The sequence below is a fragment of the Methanimicrococcus blatticola genome (assembly GCF_004363215.1).
Taxonomy (GTDB): Archaea; Halobacteriota; Methanosarcinia; order Methanosarcinales; family Methanosarcinaceae; genus Methanimicrococcus; species Methanimicrococcus blatticola.
The window spans coordinates 81471-100046 of record NZ_SNYS01000009.1; the positions used below are offsets into that span (position 1 = coordinate 81471).

At 40.1% G+C, this 18576-nt stretch carries 15 protein-coding genes; 9 read left to right on the forward strand and 6 right to left on the reverse strand.

Annotated features, from left to right (window positions below):
- Positions 1-392: 392 nt before the first annotated feature.
- From C7391_RS05960 to C7391_RS05975, 5 genes are all read right to left on the reverse strand, one after another.
- Positions 393-1070, reverse strand: a complete 678-nt coding sequence (locus C7391_RS05960; protein ID WP_133517640.1) for a DUF447 domain-containing protein — start codon at positions 1068-1070, stop codon at positions 393-395.
- A gap of 35 nt (positions 1071-1105) precedes the next feature.
- Positions 1106-2122: a triphosphoribosyl-dephospho-CoA synthase gene (locus C7391_RS05965; RefSeq protein WP_133517641.1), complete on the reverse strand. Its 1017-nt coding sequence runs from the start codon at positions 2120-2122 to the stop codon at positions 1106-1108.
- Positions 2123-2165: 43 nt separating this feature from the next.
- Positions 2166-3329, reverse strand: a complete 1164-nt coding sequence (locus C7391_RS05970) for a methanogenesis marker 9 domain-containing protein (protein WP_133517642.1) — start codon at positions 3327-3329, stop codon at positions 2166-2168.
- A 46-nt stretch (positions 3330-3375) separates the two neighbouring features.
- A complete protein-coding gene (locus C7391_RS08340; RefSeq protein WP_166627428.1) occupies positions 3376-3525 on the reverse strand; it encodes a hypothetical protein in 150 nt (49 codons plus the stop codon).
- Between the two features lie 78 nt (positions 3526-3603).
- Entirely contained in the window at positions 3604-3975 is a 372-nt protein-coding gene (locus C7391_RS05975) for a hypothetical protein (RefSeq protein WP_133517643.1), read from the reverse strand.
- Between the two features lie 287 nt (positions 3976-4262).
- Here C7391_RS05975 and hisI point away from each other — a divergent pair, with 287 nt between their 5' ends.
- From hisI to C7391_RS06005, 6 genes are all read left to right on the forward strand, one after another.
- Positions 4263-4670 carry a phosphoribosyl-AMP cyclohydrolase gene (hisI, locus tag C7391_RS05980; protein WP_133517644.1) on the forward strand — a complete coding sequence of 136 codons (408 nt, stop codon included), beginning with the start codon at positions 4263-4265 and terminating at the stop codon, positions 4668-4670.
- 59 nt (positions 4671-4729) lie between these two features.
- Positions 4730-5500 carry a hypothetical protein gene (locus tag C7391_RS05985; RefSeq protein ID WP_133517645.1) on the forward strand — a complete coding sequence of 257 codons (771 nt, stop codon included), beginning with the start codon at positions 4730-4732 and terminating at the stop codon, positions 5498-5500.
- A gap of 186 nt (positions 5501-5686) precedes the next feature.
- Complete coding sequence (locus tag C7391_RS05990) at positions 5687-7174, forward strand: hypothetical protein (RefSeq protein WP_133517646.1); 1488 nt, start codon at positions 5687-5689, stop codon at positions 7172-7174.
- A 217-nt stretch (positions 7175-7391) separates the two neighbouring features.
- Positions 7392-8867, forward strand: coding sequence for a hypothetical protein (locus tag C7391_RS05995; RefSeq protein ID WP_133517647.1), 1476 nt, complete (start codon positions 7392-7394; stop codon positions 8865-8867).
- Between the two features lie 475 nt (positions 8868-9342).
- A complete protein-coding gene (locus C7391_RS06000; RefSeq protein ID WP_166627429.1) occupies positions 9343-12903 on the forward strand; it encodes an InlB B-repeat-containing protein in 3561 nt (1186 codons plus the stop codon).
- Positions 12904-12988: 85 nt separating this feature from the next.
- Positions 12989-15118 (forward strand): PINc/VapC family ATPase, encoded by a 2130-nt coding sequence (locus tag C7391_RS06005; protein WP_133517649.1) that lies wholly within the window; start codon positions 12989-12991, stop codon positions 15116-15118.
- Between the two features lie 827 nt (positions 15119-15945).
- Here the strand turns inward: C7391_RS06005 and C7391_RS06010 are convergent.
- The gene (locus C7391_RS06010) at positions 15946-16392 is read right to left on the reverse strand and encodes an ATP-binding protein (RefSeq protein WP_223611022.1); all 447 of its coding nucleotides are present in this window, start codon (positions 16390-16392) and stop codon (positions 15946-15948) included.
- A gap of 375 nt (positions 16393-16767) precedes the next feature.
- Between C7391_RS06010 and C7391_RS06015 the strand changes: the two genes are divergently transcribed.
- From C7391_RS06015 to C7391_RS06025, 3 genes are read left to right on the forward strand one after another with little or no spacing between them, the layout of a single operon-like run.
- Positions 16768-17328, forward strand: coding sequence for a DUF116 domain-containing protein (locus C7391_RS06015; protein WP_324254605.1), 561 nt, complete (start codon positions 16768-16770; stop codon positions 17326-17328).
- A gap of 2 nt (positions 17329-17330) precedes the next feature.
- Positions 17331-17984 (forward strand): DUF116 domain-containing protein, encoded by a 654-nt coding sequence (locus C7391_RS06020; RefSeq protein ID WP_133517651.1) that lies wholly within the window; start codon positions 17331-17333, stop codon positions 17982-17984.
- On the forward strand, positions 17965-18552 hold the full coding sequence (locus C7391_RS06025) for a hypothetical protein (protein WP_133517652.1): 588 nt from the start codon (positions 17965-17967) through the stop codon (positions 18550-18552). The genes C7391_RS06020 and C7391_RS06025 overlap by 20 nt, the downstream gene beginning before the upstream one ends.
- The last annotated feature ends 24 nt before the right edge of the window (positions 18553-18576 follow it).

Genomic DNA, 18576 nt, shown 5'->3' on the forward strand with positions numbered 1-18576 from the left:
AGATCTCAAAAGAACGCCGCTGACAAAGCGGAACTTGCCGGATCTGTTCAGGTTTCAAAAGATGATTTAATCAGCGTCGAAACAGCCGATGAGGTTGACGACGATGAAGAATGGGATGACAACGTCAGCATGGACATCGAAGAAACGGTGACAGAAGTCGTTGAAGAAGAACCCAAGAAAAGAAGAGGAAGACCGCCCAAAGCAAAGGCGGAAGATGAAGAGTAATCCTCTTCATTTTATTCTTTTTTTTATTTTTTGTCTTTTCTTTTTTTTACTTTTTTCATTTTTTATTTATTTGAAAAAGTTGTGTTTTCGTTTTAATTATTCTCTAAAAACGCAGTCCTTCGCGCGCGACGACGGCATAATGACGACATTATCAGGCCGAGTCGTTTTCATTCAAAATGATCGGCGATTTCCAATTCCATTAATTTTTTCTTAACAATTAAAAATCCTTCTTTGTCCCGTTTTCGTCCGCATTTTTGAATAATTCGCTGGTGGTGGCGAATATAATCGATATAAATGGGATCTTTTGTTAATTCATAGCGCGTCAAATGAATGCAAGCTTCAACAACGGAGTGAAAACCGCGGTTGAAGATGAATCCTTCTTTTTCAGAATTGAAAATAAAAAAGTCAACCGGTTCAATGTCAATAACAACGGAATCCGCGGCTTCCAAGCGGCTGACACATTTGAATAAAACAAACCGGTCTGCATTTTTAAGAACCGGAACTGAAATTGTTTTTTGCTCCTCGCCGTTTTCTTCATCTTCAATGGCGGCGGCAATATCAAACGCTTCTTCTTCTAAATCGTAAAAGGTCGACTTTGCATACAAGACAGCATCATCCGTCATATTTGCCGCGAAATAATCCTCCCGCATTAAATTTTCGTATGTTGTTGACCCTTTGAACAAATGAAGAAACATCCTGTTGTTTTTCCAGGTTATCCCGAATGGCGCGGCATTGGCTGTTTTATTTGAATCCGATGCATTTTTTGTCGTCAGAATCATTTCGGAAATGCCTTCAGAGATTCCGAATTTTGCCATCCGATTTAGGTTTTTTGCTGTTTCTTTCATGGTCGCGGTCCTTTCCGTTGGTCTTTTTAATTTTATTAAATTTTCAATCCTTCAAAAAGCGCGATAAAGATGCCGGCGGCTGTTATATCGGCGAGGGATCCGGGATTTAGTTTTTTCTTTCGGAGTTCCCGGTCAAATTTTTGAATGTCGGGAATCATTTTTTTCAAATTTTTATTTTTCTTTGATTTTTTCAACATTTTTGCCGCTTTCTCTTGAACTTTTAAAGCCGTCCGATTATCATATTTGGTCGCGATAAACGTGTCGGGATATTTTGCCATGAATTCTAAAAATGTATAAACAACAGCACTGTTGATAACACTCCCAAAACATTTTTCCGGATGTGTTTCAAACCAAGCTTTGTTTTTTAAAAGTTTTCGGGAAAATTGTTTTGATTTTTCAAATCCGTTGACCCACTCCGCGGCAACCATGTCTCTTTTGGCACCCATAGCCATTAAATCAAAAAGCGGAATGTTTTCAATTCTTATTTTTTCAATCGCAGCTGCACTGTTTAAGTCCAATTCATAATCATTTTTGCCTTTTTCAGTTTTTTGAACCGGAATGGAAAGGGTGCCGAATGCTTTGTAAAAGAAAATCGCATCGTCTGCTGTTGTTGTTCGGCAAATCTCTGATGCTTTTTGTGTTATCGCCTTTTCAATTTCTTTTCTTTTTTTGCTTCGATTTTCATTTTCAAAATCTTTGAAAACAATTCCGGTGGCTGCTGCCAGCGGTAAAAGAAGAATGAATGTTCCGAAATGCGTGTTTCCGCCGCTTTGTACGGATTGACTTTTCAAAACGGTTTCATAAAAATGAGGGCCGAAAGCCGGCTTTTCTTTTTCAGTTGAATTTTTAGCTGAATTTTTAGCTGAGTCTGACGCGCATTTCAAAAAAACGGATTGTACGGATAAAGCGGATGCTAAAAAATGTTCGAACGAAGTGTCTTCGTAATCCTGGAGCCGGTGAACATTTCCGGGTTTCGGGTAAGAAGCCGCTTCCAAAACCATTGAAAGAGTTGCAGAAACGGCAATTTCTTCATTTAACGGAATGTGAATCATTCAATTGCTCCGCTTTTTCTGTTTATTTGTTCAATTTATTTATTCAATTTGTGCCGGCCGTTTTCTTTTCATCGATTGCGTTCAATATTTTTTCGGATAGCTCTTTTTTCATTCTCATATATTCGTCGGGAGCAATGCCCAATTGGGAAAGCGATCCGTCGCGGTAATAACACGGTTTTGTTCCTTTGCAGCACCATACGAGACTTCCGAAGCATGTGTCTTTACCGCCTTCAAGCGGGGTTCCTTTGACTGAATTTTGCTTTAATTGGATAAATTCTTCAGATGTAAATCCGACACTTTCGATTTTTTTAAGCAGGCTGCAGTATTTGACGGGCGGGCAGCAGAATGCGAGACCGCGGTTGTCGCCGCGCTTGCAAACGTGTTTGGGCGCGTTGTACCATCCGGTTTCCTGTTGGTATTCCGTGATTTTTTTGACCAAATGCGGAATAAATTCAGGGTCATCGGCTGCGGCACGAGCCACTGAAACCATATCCGCACCGCTTGAAAAGAAATCAAGGGCAGCGTCAAAATCATCCACCGAGTTGTTGGCAATCACAAGTTTTCGGGTGGCGTTGCGGATTTCGGCAATCGCTTCCAAATCCGCGCCTTTTCCTTCAATCATCGCGTCGGCATGAATGATGTCTGCGCCGGCAACGTCAAAGAATTCGGCAGCCATTTCGGGCGTGACAACGTTTGTTCTGAATTTGACGGATAAAATGACGCCCGTTTCTTTTATTTTTTGAATGGTTTCCGCCAGGCTTTGCGTTTCTTTTAAAAGCGCTTGTCCCAACCCGCGTTCCGTAAATTCGGGCTGACGGCAATGGATATCCAATTCCATAATTGCATTTTTGCTTTTTATCAGCTCGGCCGCTTTTAAGAGCGGTTCAAGCGTTGCGCTTCTGACACTGATTGCCGGAACCGTTTCGGGCATTTGCGCTTTGACGGCATCAATTTCATTTTCAATCTGAATCAACACATCGCCGTTGACATCGTCTCCAACTGTAAATTCTGTTCGCCCGCGCGCGGCCGCTTCTGAGCCGGCCGTTTTGGACGCTTCATCTAAATTGTAAGCGCCGAGGATCACGATTCCGGCATTTTTTGCGTTTGCTGCGGCGAATTTGCTGTCGGTGACGCCTGCCATGGCTGACAAAACAATCGGGTTTTGAATTGTTATGTCGCCGATTTTTAAATCAAATGTATTTTCCATTTTTTCCCTCTCAGTATTACTTGAAAGAGAAGTAACGGGCATCTCCTTAATAAATTCTTTTTTTATTTTCAATTTGTATTCTGCCGCTCTCTATTGTGTATTTTAAAATATTCCCGCCGGCATTGCCGGTTTTGTATTTGTAAATTAATATTTTGCGTTCAAATTTGCCGCCGTTTTCTTTGATCTGAAATTCCATTCGCGAATCCGCGAAATAATTCAATCGCTCTTCAATTTGTTTTGAAAGGATGTCTGTGTGAAGACATCCGATGACAATCTATTGATCATTAATGCCGTTTTTTATTTCTTTTACAAAAGAAAAAATGCGGTATTCTTCCTCTTCATCATTTTCATATCGGGCAGAATCTTCATCATTTCTATCTTGGGCAGAGTTTTCGTTTTGTTTTTCATTTTTCTCTTCTTTTTGTTTTTCATTTTTCTTTTCAGTTTGTTTTTCATTTTGAAACAATTCGCTGAGAGTGTCAATGAAAATTATCATTTTCAATGACTTCTCTGCGACAGCTTCCTGATTGTTTTGGTTTTCAGTTTGGTTTATTTTTGTTGTTTTTTTGGTTTGCATCGTTTTATTTTCGAAAGTCCGGCTGCACATTTCTTTCCAACAATGCCTGTTTTCAGGCGTTATTTTCAAAAACATGCAGCCGGTTTTTTCAATATTTTCTTTATCGGCAGTCCTCCCATTCGATTTTTCAATCTCTGCCGAAAAAGCGGCAATTCCTTCATCATCATTTCCGGACAATAAAAGAAACGATCCGTTTCCGATCTTATTTCCCGTCAAACGATCAATTTCCGGAACACCTGTTGTGAAATTCGAAGCCATTGTTCTTTCACAAACATACAAATTCCATTCTTTTATATGCGGCTTCTTATTTTTTTAAAAACGAAAATTATATATACTCATCAAACGGCTTTTGAGACATGAATAATTCAAAATGCTGCTGCGACGGCAATAATTCAATCAATGCAGCCGATCTCTCCCAATTTAAATTTGAAAACGGTTTGATTCCTGCAATTGTTCAGGACGCTGCCACAAAAGAAGTTCTCATGTTCGCTTACATGAATGAAGACGCGCTGAAATTGACGTTGGAAACAAAAATCGCGCATTATTGGAGTCGCAGCCGGCAATCGCTTTGGAAAAAGGGGGAAACTTCCGGACATTTCCAATCCGTTTTGGAAATTCGTTTTGATTGCGACGCAGACTGCCTTTTGCTTTTCGTTGAACAAACAGGCGGTGCCTGCCATAATGGGTATAAATCCTGTTTCTACCGAACCGTTGACGGGGAAATCGTCGGTGAGAAAGTTTTTGATGAGAAAGATGTTTACTAAATCGTATTTTTCAGCAATTACAGTATAATTTAATATTTCTTTTTTCTTCAGTGGTATATATGATTTCTAAAAAACAATTTATTTTAATTCTTGTCATCCTCTTGGCGGTTATTGGTCTTATCGGATCGGGCTGTCTGAAAGAAGACGATAATTCATCGAACGGAACAGACCGTACAAACAACAATTCGTCAAACGTGACTCAGCCGAATGCCACTCTCGGTTTTTCCGCTAAATTCGGTACGCAACCGATAATGCTTTGGGATTCTTATCCTGAAAACGAAAATCCAAGATTTTACATGTATGTTCCGGCAAAAGAAGTTGAAGGGAACGATTTGATTTTAACGTTTAATAAGACCGTCGACAATATCGAAACGTATGATGAAAAAATTATTTTTGCTCTTCCGCTGGCTTCCGGTAATATTGTAACGGTTTCAATTGTTGATGAGTCGTCAGCCTCTTTTGAGCCCGCTAACACTGATCCGACAACGCCAAGCTTAACTGTTACTGTTGACAATAAATCCTATGACATTTTCATCTTGGCATCGGCTGTTATTGATATGGATATCGGTTCTAACGGATCTTTGAAATTTACAGACAATACCGGAACTTATGATTTCGAAAAGAAAGAATATGTTGCGGTTGATATTAATGAAAATGTCACTTTTATGCCGGTTCCTGACAAAGGATATGCGGTTTCTTCATTTGTTATTACGACGGGGGAATATGAAGTGTATAATGAAACTTCACTGCCGTCTTACACATTTAAGCCGGAAAGCCTCACTTATACAGTAAAAATTACATTTGAGCCGATAGAATCAGCAAACGGGTGAATGGCTGTTTGATTTATTGTTATAATTGACTTTTGAAATATTTCATCTCTTTTAGCACTCCCTTAATTTCTGGCAACGTATATATATATTATATACAATTTATATTATTTTGTTTCATTAGGGGAATCCCTCTTAATGATTTTTTTATTTAATCTATATTAATTTATTTTTACAGTGGTATTTTACATGACTATTCAAAAAAAGCAATTAATTTTCATTCTTATCATCCTCTTGGCCGTTATTGGTCTCGTTGGTTCAGGATGTCTTAAGAACAATGATGACGATTCATCGAATGGAACAGGTACAGGCGATAATTCTCAAAACAGTACCCCCCCGAGTAATAACAATACGTCAAATAACACGACAAATAATACAAACAACACAACCAACACGCCTCCCACTTCCGGATTACCTGATGTCGTTTACGCAACTCCGGGCAGCGGCGGCGGACGCGGCAACAGCGCACCTACTGAAATCACTTCAAAAGTGGGCGACCAAACAGTCGTTGTTGAAGAGTACGAAGGAGATGAACCAAATACTTACAATGTTTACGTCTATGTACCCGCAGCAGATATTGTAACAGATGACATATTGAGTATTACATTTTTGAAATCCGTTGACTCTGTTGTTGTTTCAGCGGGGTCCGAGTCTGTTCTTAAAGATGCTGTTTCTAATGGTAAAAGTGTGACTGTTAAAGCCGCAGTGGATGAGCCTGGTTTTGGTACATGGGACACTCCAAATCTTGAAGTTAAAATTGGTGATGATACTTACTACGTTTCATTCTTTGCTTCATCTGTATGGAATTTTGATGTTGCAAAAGGCGGTCAAGTTTCTATTGTTGAAACAGTCTATCTCGATAGGGATGATAAAATTGTTACAGTCAAAGGCTCTGCCAAGAAAACTGTTGTCGCTGAACCCGGAGAAACGCGTATTACGATAAAGGCCGACAAAGGCATGGCAGGAGCATTAGTTATTGAAGACAGCGAAGGCAACCCGGTTGAATGTCGTGCGGAAGGGTATACTTCCATATTCACAGCAGAAAGTAAAATCTATTCCGTCAAAACAACTTTTGAAACAGCTGTCAAAGCAAGTCTCATAATTGATGGCAAAAATCAAAACATCATTGTGGATCAGAATTTGGTTGAAAATGGAAATATTTTCCTTTATGTTCCTGCAGAAGATATTCTTGGTGAAAAAATTCTTTTGAAATTTAACTCTAATATTACATCTTTAACTGTAAGGGATAATCTTATTTTTTCTGGTGATGTTGCCGGTGTTAGGATTATCGGTTTTAAAGATATAGAAGCTACCATGAGTGAGACTAATAAAGTAACCCAAAAAGGTGGCGTTAATCCGAATACAATCAGTTTTGTAGTTGAAACTGAAAACGGCACATATAATGTTTACTTGCTGGCTTCAGCTCTTCTTAACTTTGAGATTCCGGAAGGCTACACTTTAACAGTTGACAATGCATTAGATTTGGAGGCAGGCAAACATAGTTTTGTAACTGATGTTGGCAAACAGCATACTTTTAGTTTCACTCCCGATGGTGAGAATAAATTTGTTTTAATTGGCTCTTCTGATGGTGAATTTATTGAATCGACCCCTCATGAATATACGTTTTTAAAAAGTCAAATCTATACAATAACAATTGTTGAACGTATCGTTGGCTAATCACAAGAATTAAGAACGATCTGCCGTTCTTATTTCTTTTTTATTTTTTGTCTGTTTCTTTTTATCTCTCTTTTCAATTCTATATCATTTCTGAAAATCTATATATTCAATAAGCGAATTATTTATTTAATGCCCATTTTATAAAAATTTCAAAATTGGCTGTAACAGCTGATGCAAATGGGTTTTCGTTAATTCATTAATATGGTGGTTTAGAAATATGATAACTCAAAAGAAGCAATTATTTTTAATTTTTATAATTCTCTTTGCCGCTATCGGAATTGTCGGGGCCGGGTGCCTGAAATCCGGTGACAGCGCAGCAAATGATACGGTAAATAACACAACAAACAATACCACAAACGACACAACAAACAACAATACAAATAACAACACGAATTCCAATAACAATACCAATAACAACACAACAAATAATACAACGAACAACACGCCTCCAACTTCCGGATTGCCTGATGTTGTTTATGCAACTCAGGGCAATGGCGGAGGCGGCAAAAGCAACAGCGCACCCTCCTCCCCCGCAACATTAAATGGGAAAGAGGTCGTCGTAGACCAGTCTCCGGCTGTTGATGGTGTTGTGAAATGGTATTTCTATATTCCTTCAACTGAAATAATAGACGAAACCATTGTATTGACAATGCCCGGAGTAATTACTGATTTTAATGTCGAAACCACAAGTTTAATTGCTCCCATTGGAACTACAGAAACGAATTCTTCTTACGACGGTAAAGTTGCAAACATTTATTTCTCAGGTGATACAACAACACCCTGGAATACGCCTGACTTAACGATCTCAGTCGGTGATGTTGAGTATAAAATTTCTTTCTATGCAACAGCTGCATGGGAAGCTTCTGCAACAGCAGGCGGCTCTTTTGAATTTGTTGAACTCGCAAATCCGGCTGATGCCGGCCGTGTGTTTAATATCGCAAGAATTAGTGCCGGCGCAACAAAATATTTTGTTTCTGAAGAAAGAGTTATTGAGTTTACATTAACGCCCAATAACGGATATACAGGATTCTTGGAAGTGACTGATTCAAACGGCGACCCGGTTGATTTGACTAAAAAAGACTCTAATACATACGAAACTTCAGCAGTTGTTACATCTCAAACTTATACGGTGAATGCAATTTTTGAAAAGAAAGCGGTTGCAACAGATGAAGACGGTAATAAACTCGTTGTAGACCAAAATCTGGTCGCAAATCGGAATATTTTCATTTATGTTCCTTCCGGAGAAATTGAAGATGAAGATATTTCAGTAGATATCGGAAAATCCGTTAGCGGGGCTGTTGTAATTAACTCATATGCTGTTGCTTCTGCAACACCTTCCGGCAATATTGTCACTATTACAATGGCATCCCCAATTTCCGGTTTAGAAAATGGTGGAATACCGGCTCCCTCTACTGTTACAGTTGAGGCAACAGCATCCGACGGAACTGTTTATAATATCTTTGTTTTAAAATCGGCAGTGCTTAAAATTACTGTGCCAAGCGGAGTTACATTAATTTCGGATGGAGGATTGGATTTAACTTCCGGAACATATTATTTCGTGACTGATATTAATTCTAAAGACCTGTTCACAGCATCCGCGGGAACTGTCTATATTGACGGCACTCCAGCTACGTCTGATTACACTTTCAGTGAAAGTAAAACATATGTGTTGACAATTGAACCAACAACTTAAATTTTCAATTAATTTTTCATAGAATGGTTTTCATACCATTCTTTTTTTCTTTTTTTCATGGATGAATAATTACTTAGTTGTCTCCTCATGCTTCTTATTTTTTTGAGATTACATCATGTTCTTAAAACCATTAGGTCTGTATATTTTATATTTTTCTTGTTTAACTCAATCGATCAAATATTTTATTACAGTCCATCAACCATTCAACTTATATACTTTTTTTTATTTTGCCTTAGTTATGCTACCAATTTATTGATACTTTCACGGTATCAATTTGATGTTCGTTATTTTGTTGGTTTAATAGGGTCTTTGAAAAATGACGGGGTTGAATTATTTTTCAATATCCTTGTGAATCTTTAAGATATGGACAGAGTGTACGGTTTGTAATTGTCTTTCCTTTATATTATGGAAAACAAAATTATTGTTCGAAAATCCATAGAGGGGTTTTATGAAATTTACACGAAATCAAATAATTATGATTGTTGCAATCGCCATTATTATTATCGGCGCCATTGCAGTTATGTTTGTCTATTATGGCAACAATGACAATGATTCACCTTCCGGGACCGGTTTCGGTCAGGATTTGAATCCGACTGAAACAAATGATTCTAACAAATCGGGACCCGATGATTCTAATGAACCTGAAAGTCCGAAATCTCCATCATCGGTCGGCGATGTTATCATTGCCACTCCCGGTAAAGGTGGCGGAAATAACAGACCTGCTTACAATATTACACTTAATACAATTGCAAACGGCGGAACAACTCCTGATTACGATGTGACTTACTACAAAGGAACAATTCCTGTTCACACCGATACCAATAAAGTTCCTGTTCCGGTTCATCCGGATTCTTTGACTTTTGCAGGTTGGTATAAAGACCCTGATTATGGATCTGATAAATGGAACGATGGTGTTGATGCTTTAACCGCACCTATTACTCTTTACGCCAAATGGGAAATGCCGATCACATTGGATGCCTCTAAATACGGCGGTAACGGCGGTAATCAGGTTTTAACTACATTTTTGACCGGCGATACTCTTGCAGATCACCTTTATGATTCCAATGACGTTCTTGTCTTTACTGATCTTAAAAAGCACACAAACGTTGATCCTACGGGAACAACATCCGGAAAATTCAACGGCTGGTATCAGTCTTCTGATTTCGGTACATCATTCTCTGCAAGCGATATTATTCTTGAAGCAGACGAAGCCTCAACACGAATTACACGCACACCTAGCGGAAATACTCTTTATGCACGCTGGAACTTGGAAATGTCTGTTTACGGTAACCAGTTCGGTGGCGCAGGAACAGCTGCAGAAACGATTTCTAAGCTTACGGGCGATACTGTTTCGTTTACCGATGTTTTGGGAACAAATGATGTCAAAACTCACACTTCATTATCATCAATTGATGCAAATCTTTGGCAGGGCACAGGCAGTCCGGTAACATTTAATAATGCTTGGATTACTGCAACAAAATTAGATAATGATCAAGTCTTCTATACACGCTGGGAAGTCCCTGTTGCATGGGATGCTACAAAATATGGTGGCACCGGCAGTTCTAGTGCTTCCGGTAACAAGGTTTTAACCGGTGACCTCTGGAGCTCAGGTCTTCCTTCCAGTTCACCCGCACACACCAGTTTAACTTCCTTTGCCAACTGGTACACTTCTTCTGACAGTGGTGTTACTTTTGCTACATTACCTTATACAGATGCAAAACTTAGTGCCGAACCTGCTACAGTGTATGCACGCTGGGAAGTCCCTGTTGCATGGGATGCCACAAAATATGGTGGCACCGGCAGTTCTAGTGCTTCCGGTAACAAGGTTTTAACCGGTGACCTTTGGAGCTCAGGTCTTCCTTCCAGTTCACCCGCACACACCAGTTTAACTTCCTTTGCCAACTGGTACACTTCTTCTGACAGTGGTGTTACTTTTGCTACATTACCTTATACAGATGCAAAACTTAGTGCCGAACCTGCTACAGTGTATGCACGCTGGCAAGCCCCTGTTACCTGGAAAGTTAATCACTTCGGCGGCAGCACTGTTGATTATACACAAAGTAATTTGTTAACCGGTGACACGCTTGCACTTCCGACCTTTTCAAATGCTGTTCATTCAAAAGGTCTTACCTTTGACGGCTGGTACACCGCTGCTGATGGTGGTATAAAGCATACTTCTGTTACAACTATTTCCGGTTTGACAGATGCAAGCGGTAAATTAATTGATTCTTCAACCGCAGCCGCTTACGCACGCTGGCAAGCCCCTGTTACCTGGCAAGTTAATCATTTTGGCGGTAGCTATAATATTGTAGAATCCTCTAAGTTAACCGGTGATGTTCTTACACTCCCTGCTACGGCAACTCATAGTCAAAATCTTATATTTGATGGTTGGTACACTGCTGCAGATAGTGGAACAAAATTAACTGATGCCAAAAGTATTTCAGATTTGACTGACGGCGACGGTAAACTGATTGGTTCTTCAACCACAGCTGCTTACGCACGCTGGAAAGCACATGCCAACTATTACTTCAACGCCCCGACATCGCCGGCATATTCCGGTACTGCATCAACATACTTCACGGATTATGCAACATACCTTACAGGTTCTAAAATTTCTTCACTTCCTACGTATACAGATGTCATCAGTAATTGGTCTGCTAATGTTTCTAATGTTGACAGTTCAGCAGTTCTTAAAGACGACCAGAATAAAAAATGGACTTTCGAAGGATGGTCTGAATCAGACACAGGTGCTGTTGTTTCAACAACTTCTGCTGTTGACAAAAATATGACCTTGTATGCAAACTGGACTCTTCACAATGCAATTAAAGTGAATGATAATACCGGTGATTCGGCACCATACACTTTTAAAACGGTTTATGCAACGACCACGTCAAATCTGACTTACAATATCTCTGAAGCCGGTATTACTACGACTCAGATTAATACTGATTTAGCAGGCTGGACAAAGTTGAAAAGTGATACTTCATCTCTTTCTGATATAACATTCAGTTCGCCGAATATGGTATTTACGACTGCTCCGTCTAATAATGCCGAATATCATACAAGATGGAATTACACTCTCATTAAAAATGCAGATTACGTAGGTCCTGCTGATGTAACGCAGAAGGTTTTGACAGATGCTCCGGTTTCATTAACTAATCCATTTGCACGATCCGGTTATGATTTCAAAGGATGGAATAATAGCTCTGGTGGCACAGGTATTGATTATCTTGCTACAGCAACTCCGTCTTTCAAAGAACTTAAAATATTGTATGCTGTTTGGGACCCGGTCGCTGTTACTTTGACTTATGACTTCAATGGAGGTTCAGGTACTATCGCCCCCGGCTCGGCTACGTATGGTTCACCGGTGACTTTATCGGATGGATCAGGGTTCACAAAACTCGGTCATACGGTAACTAGCTGGAATACTTATGCAGATGGTACAGGTACTTCCTACAGTCTGGGTCCAGCCATTACAACATCTGCATTTACGGATAATACAAGATTGTATGCTATCTGGGAACCTGCCACTGTTACTTTGACATTCGATGCCGGTACCGGAACCGCGAATCCTCTTTTTACTAAGGATGCAACCTATGGGTCTGCTGTGGTTTTACCGGAGCCCGGGGACTCCGGAATAAATAACGTTTACTCAAAGGTCGGCTATAATTTAAGCGGTTGGAGTTCTGCTCCAAACGGCGGCGGTATTTTCTACAGCAACGGCGAGAGTATTGATCCGTCTATGTTTGAAACAGACACAACATTGTATGCCGTTTGGACTCCGAATCAATATGGTGTTACTATTGATGGTAATAATGTTGACACGTTCGATGGGGAATCAATAACGGTGATTGTTGTATATTATGACTCTTCAATTGAAGATTTGATATCTGCTATTGAAAATGAAATAGACACACCTTTTGGAGCTGACAAAATAACACTCAATACTCAGGCTGACGGAACAGGCATTTCCTACGAAAGTAAAGATGTGTGTGACGGTTCAGAGTATTTGTATCTGATACGAACTTCTATATAATGAATTTTTGAACGGTTTTCTTTTTTACCGTTCTTTTTTCTTTTTTTCAAACATTTATTAATACAACCAAACCCTATTTTTTCGTATGACAACACGAAAAACATCTGTTTCTAAAATTTCTTCTTCTCAAAAGAAAACATTCCGTTCAACGGAAATTCATTCTGATAATTTTGAATTTGATTACAATCCCGATCTTATCATTCCGACAGACATTATTATCGCCGACACAAGCGCGGTTATTGACAGCGTTATTTCAGCTTCAATTAAAAACGGCAGATACAAGCCGGTTGACAATGATGTCCTGACGGTCATTATTCCCGAGGCGGTTTTGGCGGAACTTGAAAACCAGGCGGACAGCAAAAGAGAAACAGGGGTTTACGGCATTGACGAACTTCTCATTCTTCGGCAAATGGATGAGGAAGGACAGATTCAGCTGAAATTTGAGGGCAACCGCCCGACCGTTCATCAAATCAAAGACGCGAAACTCGGCGAAGTCGATGCTTTGATTCGGCAAACGGCAATGAATGTCGGCGGTCTCTTTGTCACAGCCGATAAAGTGCAGGCGATCGTCGGAAAAGCGCGCGGGTTAAATGTGGATTACGTTCCGCCCGTCATTCGGGAAACGGAAGCGGATGTTTCCAAACTTTCCGTTTTGTCATTTTTTGACAACCAAACGATGTCGGTTCACTTGAAAACAAATGTCATGCCGATGGCGAAACGCGGCTCCGTCGGAGAAATGAAATACGTTCCGATTCGGGAGACCATTTGTACGGCAGCGGAGCTGGAACACATCAAATCCGAATTGGTTCATTTTACGAAAATCGACGCTGAGTCTTTTATTGAAATGGAATATACGGGCGCGTTGATTCTTCAAGTCCGCGACATGAGAATCGCAATCACGGAATCCCCGTTCTCCGATGATTTTGAAATCACGATTGTTCGGCCGATTGCAAACGTTGATTTCGAAAAATATCAGGCAAGCGATGTTCTCAAAGAGAGAATCTTACAGCAGCGCGGCGTTTTAATCGCCGGATCTCCAGGTGCCGGCAAATCCACTTTTTCCGCATCCGTCGCTAAATTCCTGCTGGAAAACGGAAACGTTGTCAAAACAATGGAATCGCCTCGTGACCTTCAGGTGCCGACGGAAATTACGCAGTATGCGCCGCTGGAAGGTAAAATGGAAAATACGGCGGATTTGCTGCTTCTCGTTCGCCCCGATTATACAATTTATGACGAAGTTCGAAAAACGCAGGATTTCATGCTGTTTGCCGACATGCGTTTGGCAGGCGTCGGCATGATCGGCGTCGTTCACGCGACAAGAGCGATTGACGCCGTTCAAAGGCTGATCGGCAGAATTGAGCTCGGTGTGATTCCGCAGGTTGTCGACACAGTCATTTTCATTGACAAAGGGCAGATTTCTAAGGTTTACACGTTAGAATTCACGGTTAAAGTGCCGCACGGTATGATGGAAGCGGATTTGGCGCGCCCTGTTATTGTTGTCAGCGACATTTCTTCCGGGAAAACAGAGTTTGAAATTTACACTTACGGCGAACAGGTTGTTGTGATGCCGGTCGGTCCGGGAGGCGCGTCGTCGCCGACAGAAAGAAAACCGTTTTGGGCGGAAACCGAGGAAATGCTTGCTGAAGAAGTTGAGCGTTACACGTCCGGTCCGTTTGAAGTCGAACTTGTTTCCGATACAAGTGCTGTTGTCAAAGTCAAAACGACGGATAAAAAGAAAATTATCGGCCGCGGCGGCGACACGATTAATCGCATTGAAGCCAATACCGGTCTTCGCATTGATGTTCGGGAAATGCCGACGCATTATTTCGGCCGCAAAAAGAGAGCCGATGATTTCGAGGATGATTTCTCATTCAAACGCAAGAAAAATCCGGTTCGTGATGGTTTTGACGCCGGCGATTTCCATGAATATGGCGGGTATGATAACGTTTCAGACGCTTACGGCAACAATCCCGAATACGTGATTCCGATTTTTGAGAAAACAAAAAAGCATTTCATTCTCAAAGTTCCCGAATTTTCCGGAAAAGACGTTGACGTTTACATTTCCGAAAATCCGTTTTTCAGCGCGACCGTCGGCCGCGGCGGCGACATCAAACTGCGCTCGGACTCGGAATTGGTTGAAAAAATCAAAGCCGGTTTCAGAAATGGGGAATTGATTGAAGTCAGATTATCTGAAAACAAAGATTCAGAATATTAAAACCCGAAGGTAAAACGCCGAAAGTTAAAACCGAAACATCACTTTTGATAATTTTCGGCAACCTGAATGCCTTTTAAAATCAAAATAAAAAACCAATGAGTTTTCATGATTTTAACGGCATTCGGCTTTTATTAATTTCGAAAAAAGCGATGTTTCAATTCAAACAAAAATAATTGAAAAACTAAAATAACCGCCTCCAACGACGCGTTTTACGAGCAAAGCGAGTAAAAGAAGACGTTGGAGATTCGCTCCATTCAATTAATAAAAAACAAAACAGCAGCCTGAGTAAATTGAATCTATTCATTCTTGGAAAATATGGTTTCATTAATGGGGGGGGAATAATCCGCAATTTTCGATTTTGCTCGTTACACTCACAAAATCTCAATTGCGGTCGTACTTGAACTTTTCATAAATTAATGCAAAAATTAAACATCGTTTTTTCCTTATTTTCAATAAACCCGAACGCCTGTTAAAACTCAAAAATAAATACAGATTTTTATTTTAAGGTTTAATCGGCGTTCGTTTTTTTGTAATTGTGAAAAAACGATGTTTCGGTTTAAACAGAAATAATCGAAAAACAAAAACAACCACCTCCAACGACGCGTTTCACGAGCAAAGCGAGTGAAGGAAGGTGTTGGAGATTCTTCCCATTCGTTGAATAAACTTCAAAAACCATTAATTTACAAATCAAGATTGAACAGTTTTTTTAACAACGGCGGGGAATAAGCCGCATTTTTCAATTTCATTCACTTCGTTCATGAAATCGAAAATTGCGGTCGGATGTGAACTTTTTTCAATTTTTTAAAAATTTTCCAATTTCATTCTCTTTAATGAATCAATCGCGGCAAACATTTTGTGCAAATCCACAAATCTTTTCCGTCTTTTCGAACATTCATCAAATACGCGCTTTCATCGGTTTTGCCGCACATAAAACAAACCGTACCGCCGGTCAAAGCCGCGCCGTCCGTTTCTTTTTGTTCCGTGCCGCTTTTTTCGTGAGTCATTTTCATTTTTTGCATTTCATTTGCTTTTTCTTCATTAAATTCCAAAGCTTCTCTTTTTTCAATCGTCAAAGCACCGGTCGGACAAATGTTAAGACATGCGCCCATTCCGTCGCATAAGTCTTCCGAAATGATTTTTGCTTTGCCGTCAATGATTTCAATTGCGCCTTCGGCACACGGCGAAACACATTCGCCGCAGCCGTTGCAAAGCGTTTCGTCAATTTTAACAATGTTTCTGTAAACCTTTTTGCTTGAAGCCATACTCAATTCCATTTTTACCCTCTCTTTTTGTTCTTTTTTGTTTCTTTTTTTGTTCGTCGTTTTTGTGTATTTTTCAATAACTGTCGGAAAGTATATAAAAGATACCCATGATTTGCGGTTGAAAATCTTTTCAATGAGAAATTATTTTATTAAATGACTTGGTTTATTAAAAATAAAAACGTCAACAAAAAACAAAACTTGTGTCAAAAAACGATTTACACGTTAAAACGCTATGAGGGCTTATATATCGCTATTAATTACATTTTAATCGGACAAATTGCCGTTTGGCTTTTATTAATTGTTATTCTTTTCAATTTGCTCGCATTAGCTTTAGGTATCTATAGCATACGAAAAAAGAAAATTATTTTCCCGAAATTTGTTTTATTTATGCTGTACCTTTTTTATTCGCCGACCAAATGGTTTTTCTCGGCATTTTCAATGAATGATTTGCTCGTTGACGAAATTCTCGTTGAAATTCAAAACACCGTTTTTTTGGATAAATTCAAAAAGCAAACGGAACGAAAAGTGATTCTGCTGCCCCAATGTTTAAGAAGCAGCGATTGCCACGCGCGATGCGATCCGCTTTACGGTTTCATCTGTACCAAATGCGGCCGGTGCGATATCGGCGAAATCACAAAAGAAGCCGAAGCGCGTGATTTTAAAGTCTTTGTCGTTCCCGGGAGCAGTTTTGTCAAAAAAATCTTTAAAGAATATAAACCGACATCCTGTATCGGCGTCGCCTGTCCGGTCGAACTCAGCGAATCCATGCAAAAAACATCAATTATTCCGTCTCAAGGCGTTTATCTGATCAATGACGGCTGTTTTGAGACAAAAGTGAATGTGAACGATGTCATTCTGAAAATGGACCTGGTGTCTCCTCTTTCGGAAAATTCAATTCCGTTAAAGACGGTTACATTATATGATTTTGAAAATAAAGGAGGTCAATAAATATGTACGATGAAGTCGGTCGGATAATGGTTATTGGTCTCGTTCTTTCTTTGATTCTATTATTGGTTGCATTTTACATCGGACACACGAAGCTCCGAAAAAATGCGTTTTTTGCATCCTATGCCTCAAGAGTTCTTGATTTCTTCTATAAGCCGTTGCTTGCTGTCTATATGTTCGTTTACAAAAGTCCCGACAAGCTTCATAAAAAAATGGCTGAAATTAAAAATCACGCGCAGTGCAAAAAGTTTTCACGAACGAAAACCAGAATTGTGCTGGCACCGCATTGCATGCGCCACGTCGAATGCAAAGCGCGGACGACCCGAACCGGCATTCAATGCACGTCCTGCGGCAAATGCGATTTCGCGGAACTCAAAAGGTTATCAGAAGAGCACGGCTATAAACTTTATATCATTACAGGGTCATCTTTTGTCAAACACATTTTAAAACATCCCGACGCAAAAGGGACGGACGGCGTTCTGGCAATCGGATGTAATTATGAAATCAACAAAGGTATGCGCGAATTGAAACGATCCAAAATTATGACATACGGCGTTCCGCTTCTCTCCGCCGGCTGCTATAATACGCAAATTGATTTGAAAGAATTTGAAAGGCAATTGATTTATTTGGAAGGATTAAATGGAAACAGAGAACCCTGATAAAAATTGCTGCGGCAAACACACTCATTCTCATTCATCATCGGGTGGTTGCAAATGCAATCATTCTCATAATCATGAAGGGTCACATGACAAACACGATGGACACACGCATAATGGACACACGCATAATGGACACGCGCATGGTCATGGTCGCGGATACGATCGCCCGCTCATCGACGACGATGATGACGGTTCCTGCGCCTGTGCACATCATCCCGAAGATGAAGCTGCCAAAAAAATCGTTGAACAAATGGTTTTTCAATTGGATGAAGTGATTGCTTTGTCGTCCGGTCCGGTTTACGGTGAATTCATAGCGAATGAGACGTTTCAGCTCAGATTGATTGATTTATTAAATAAAGTGCAGGAAGAGGCGTTTTCTCTTCCCGATGATTACAAAAGAAGAAAACCGAAAGCGGATTGGGAATTTCTTCAAACGCTGAATGAACAAATCATTCATCCGAATTTCGGCATGAATCCCGAAACGCTTTGGGATGTCGTGCGTCTTGAAATTCCGTATCAGCACAAAATGCTCGGTATCATCATCAACGGATGCAGTCACGAGCATTAAACGTTTTTTTTAATTTTCTTTTTT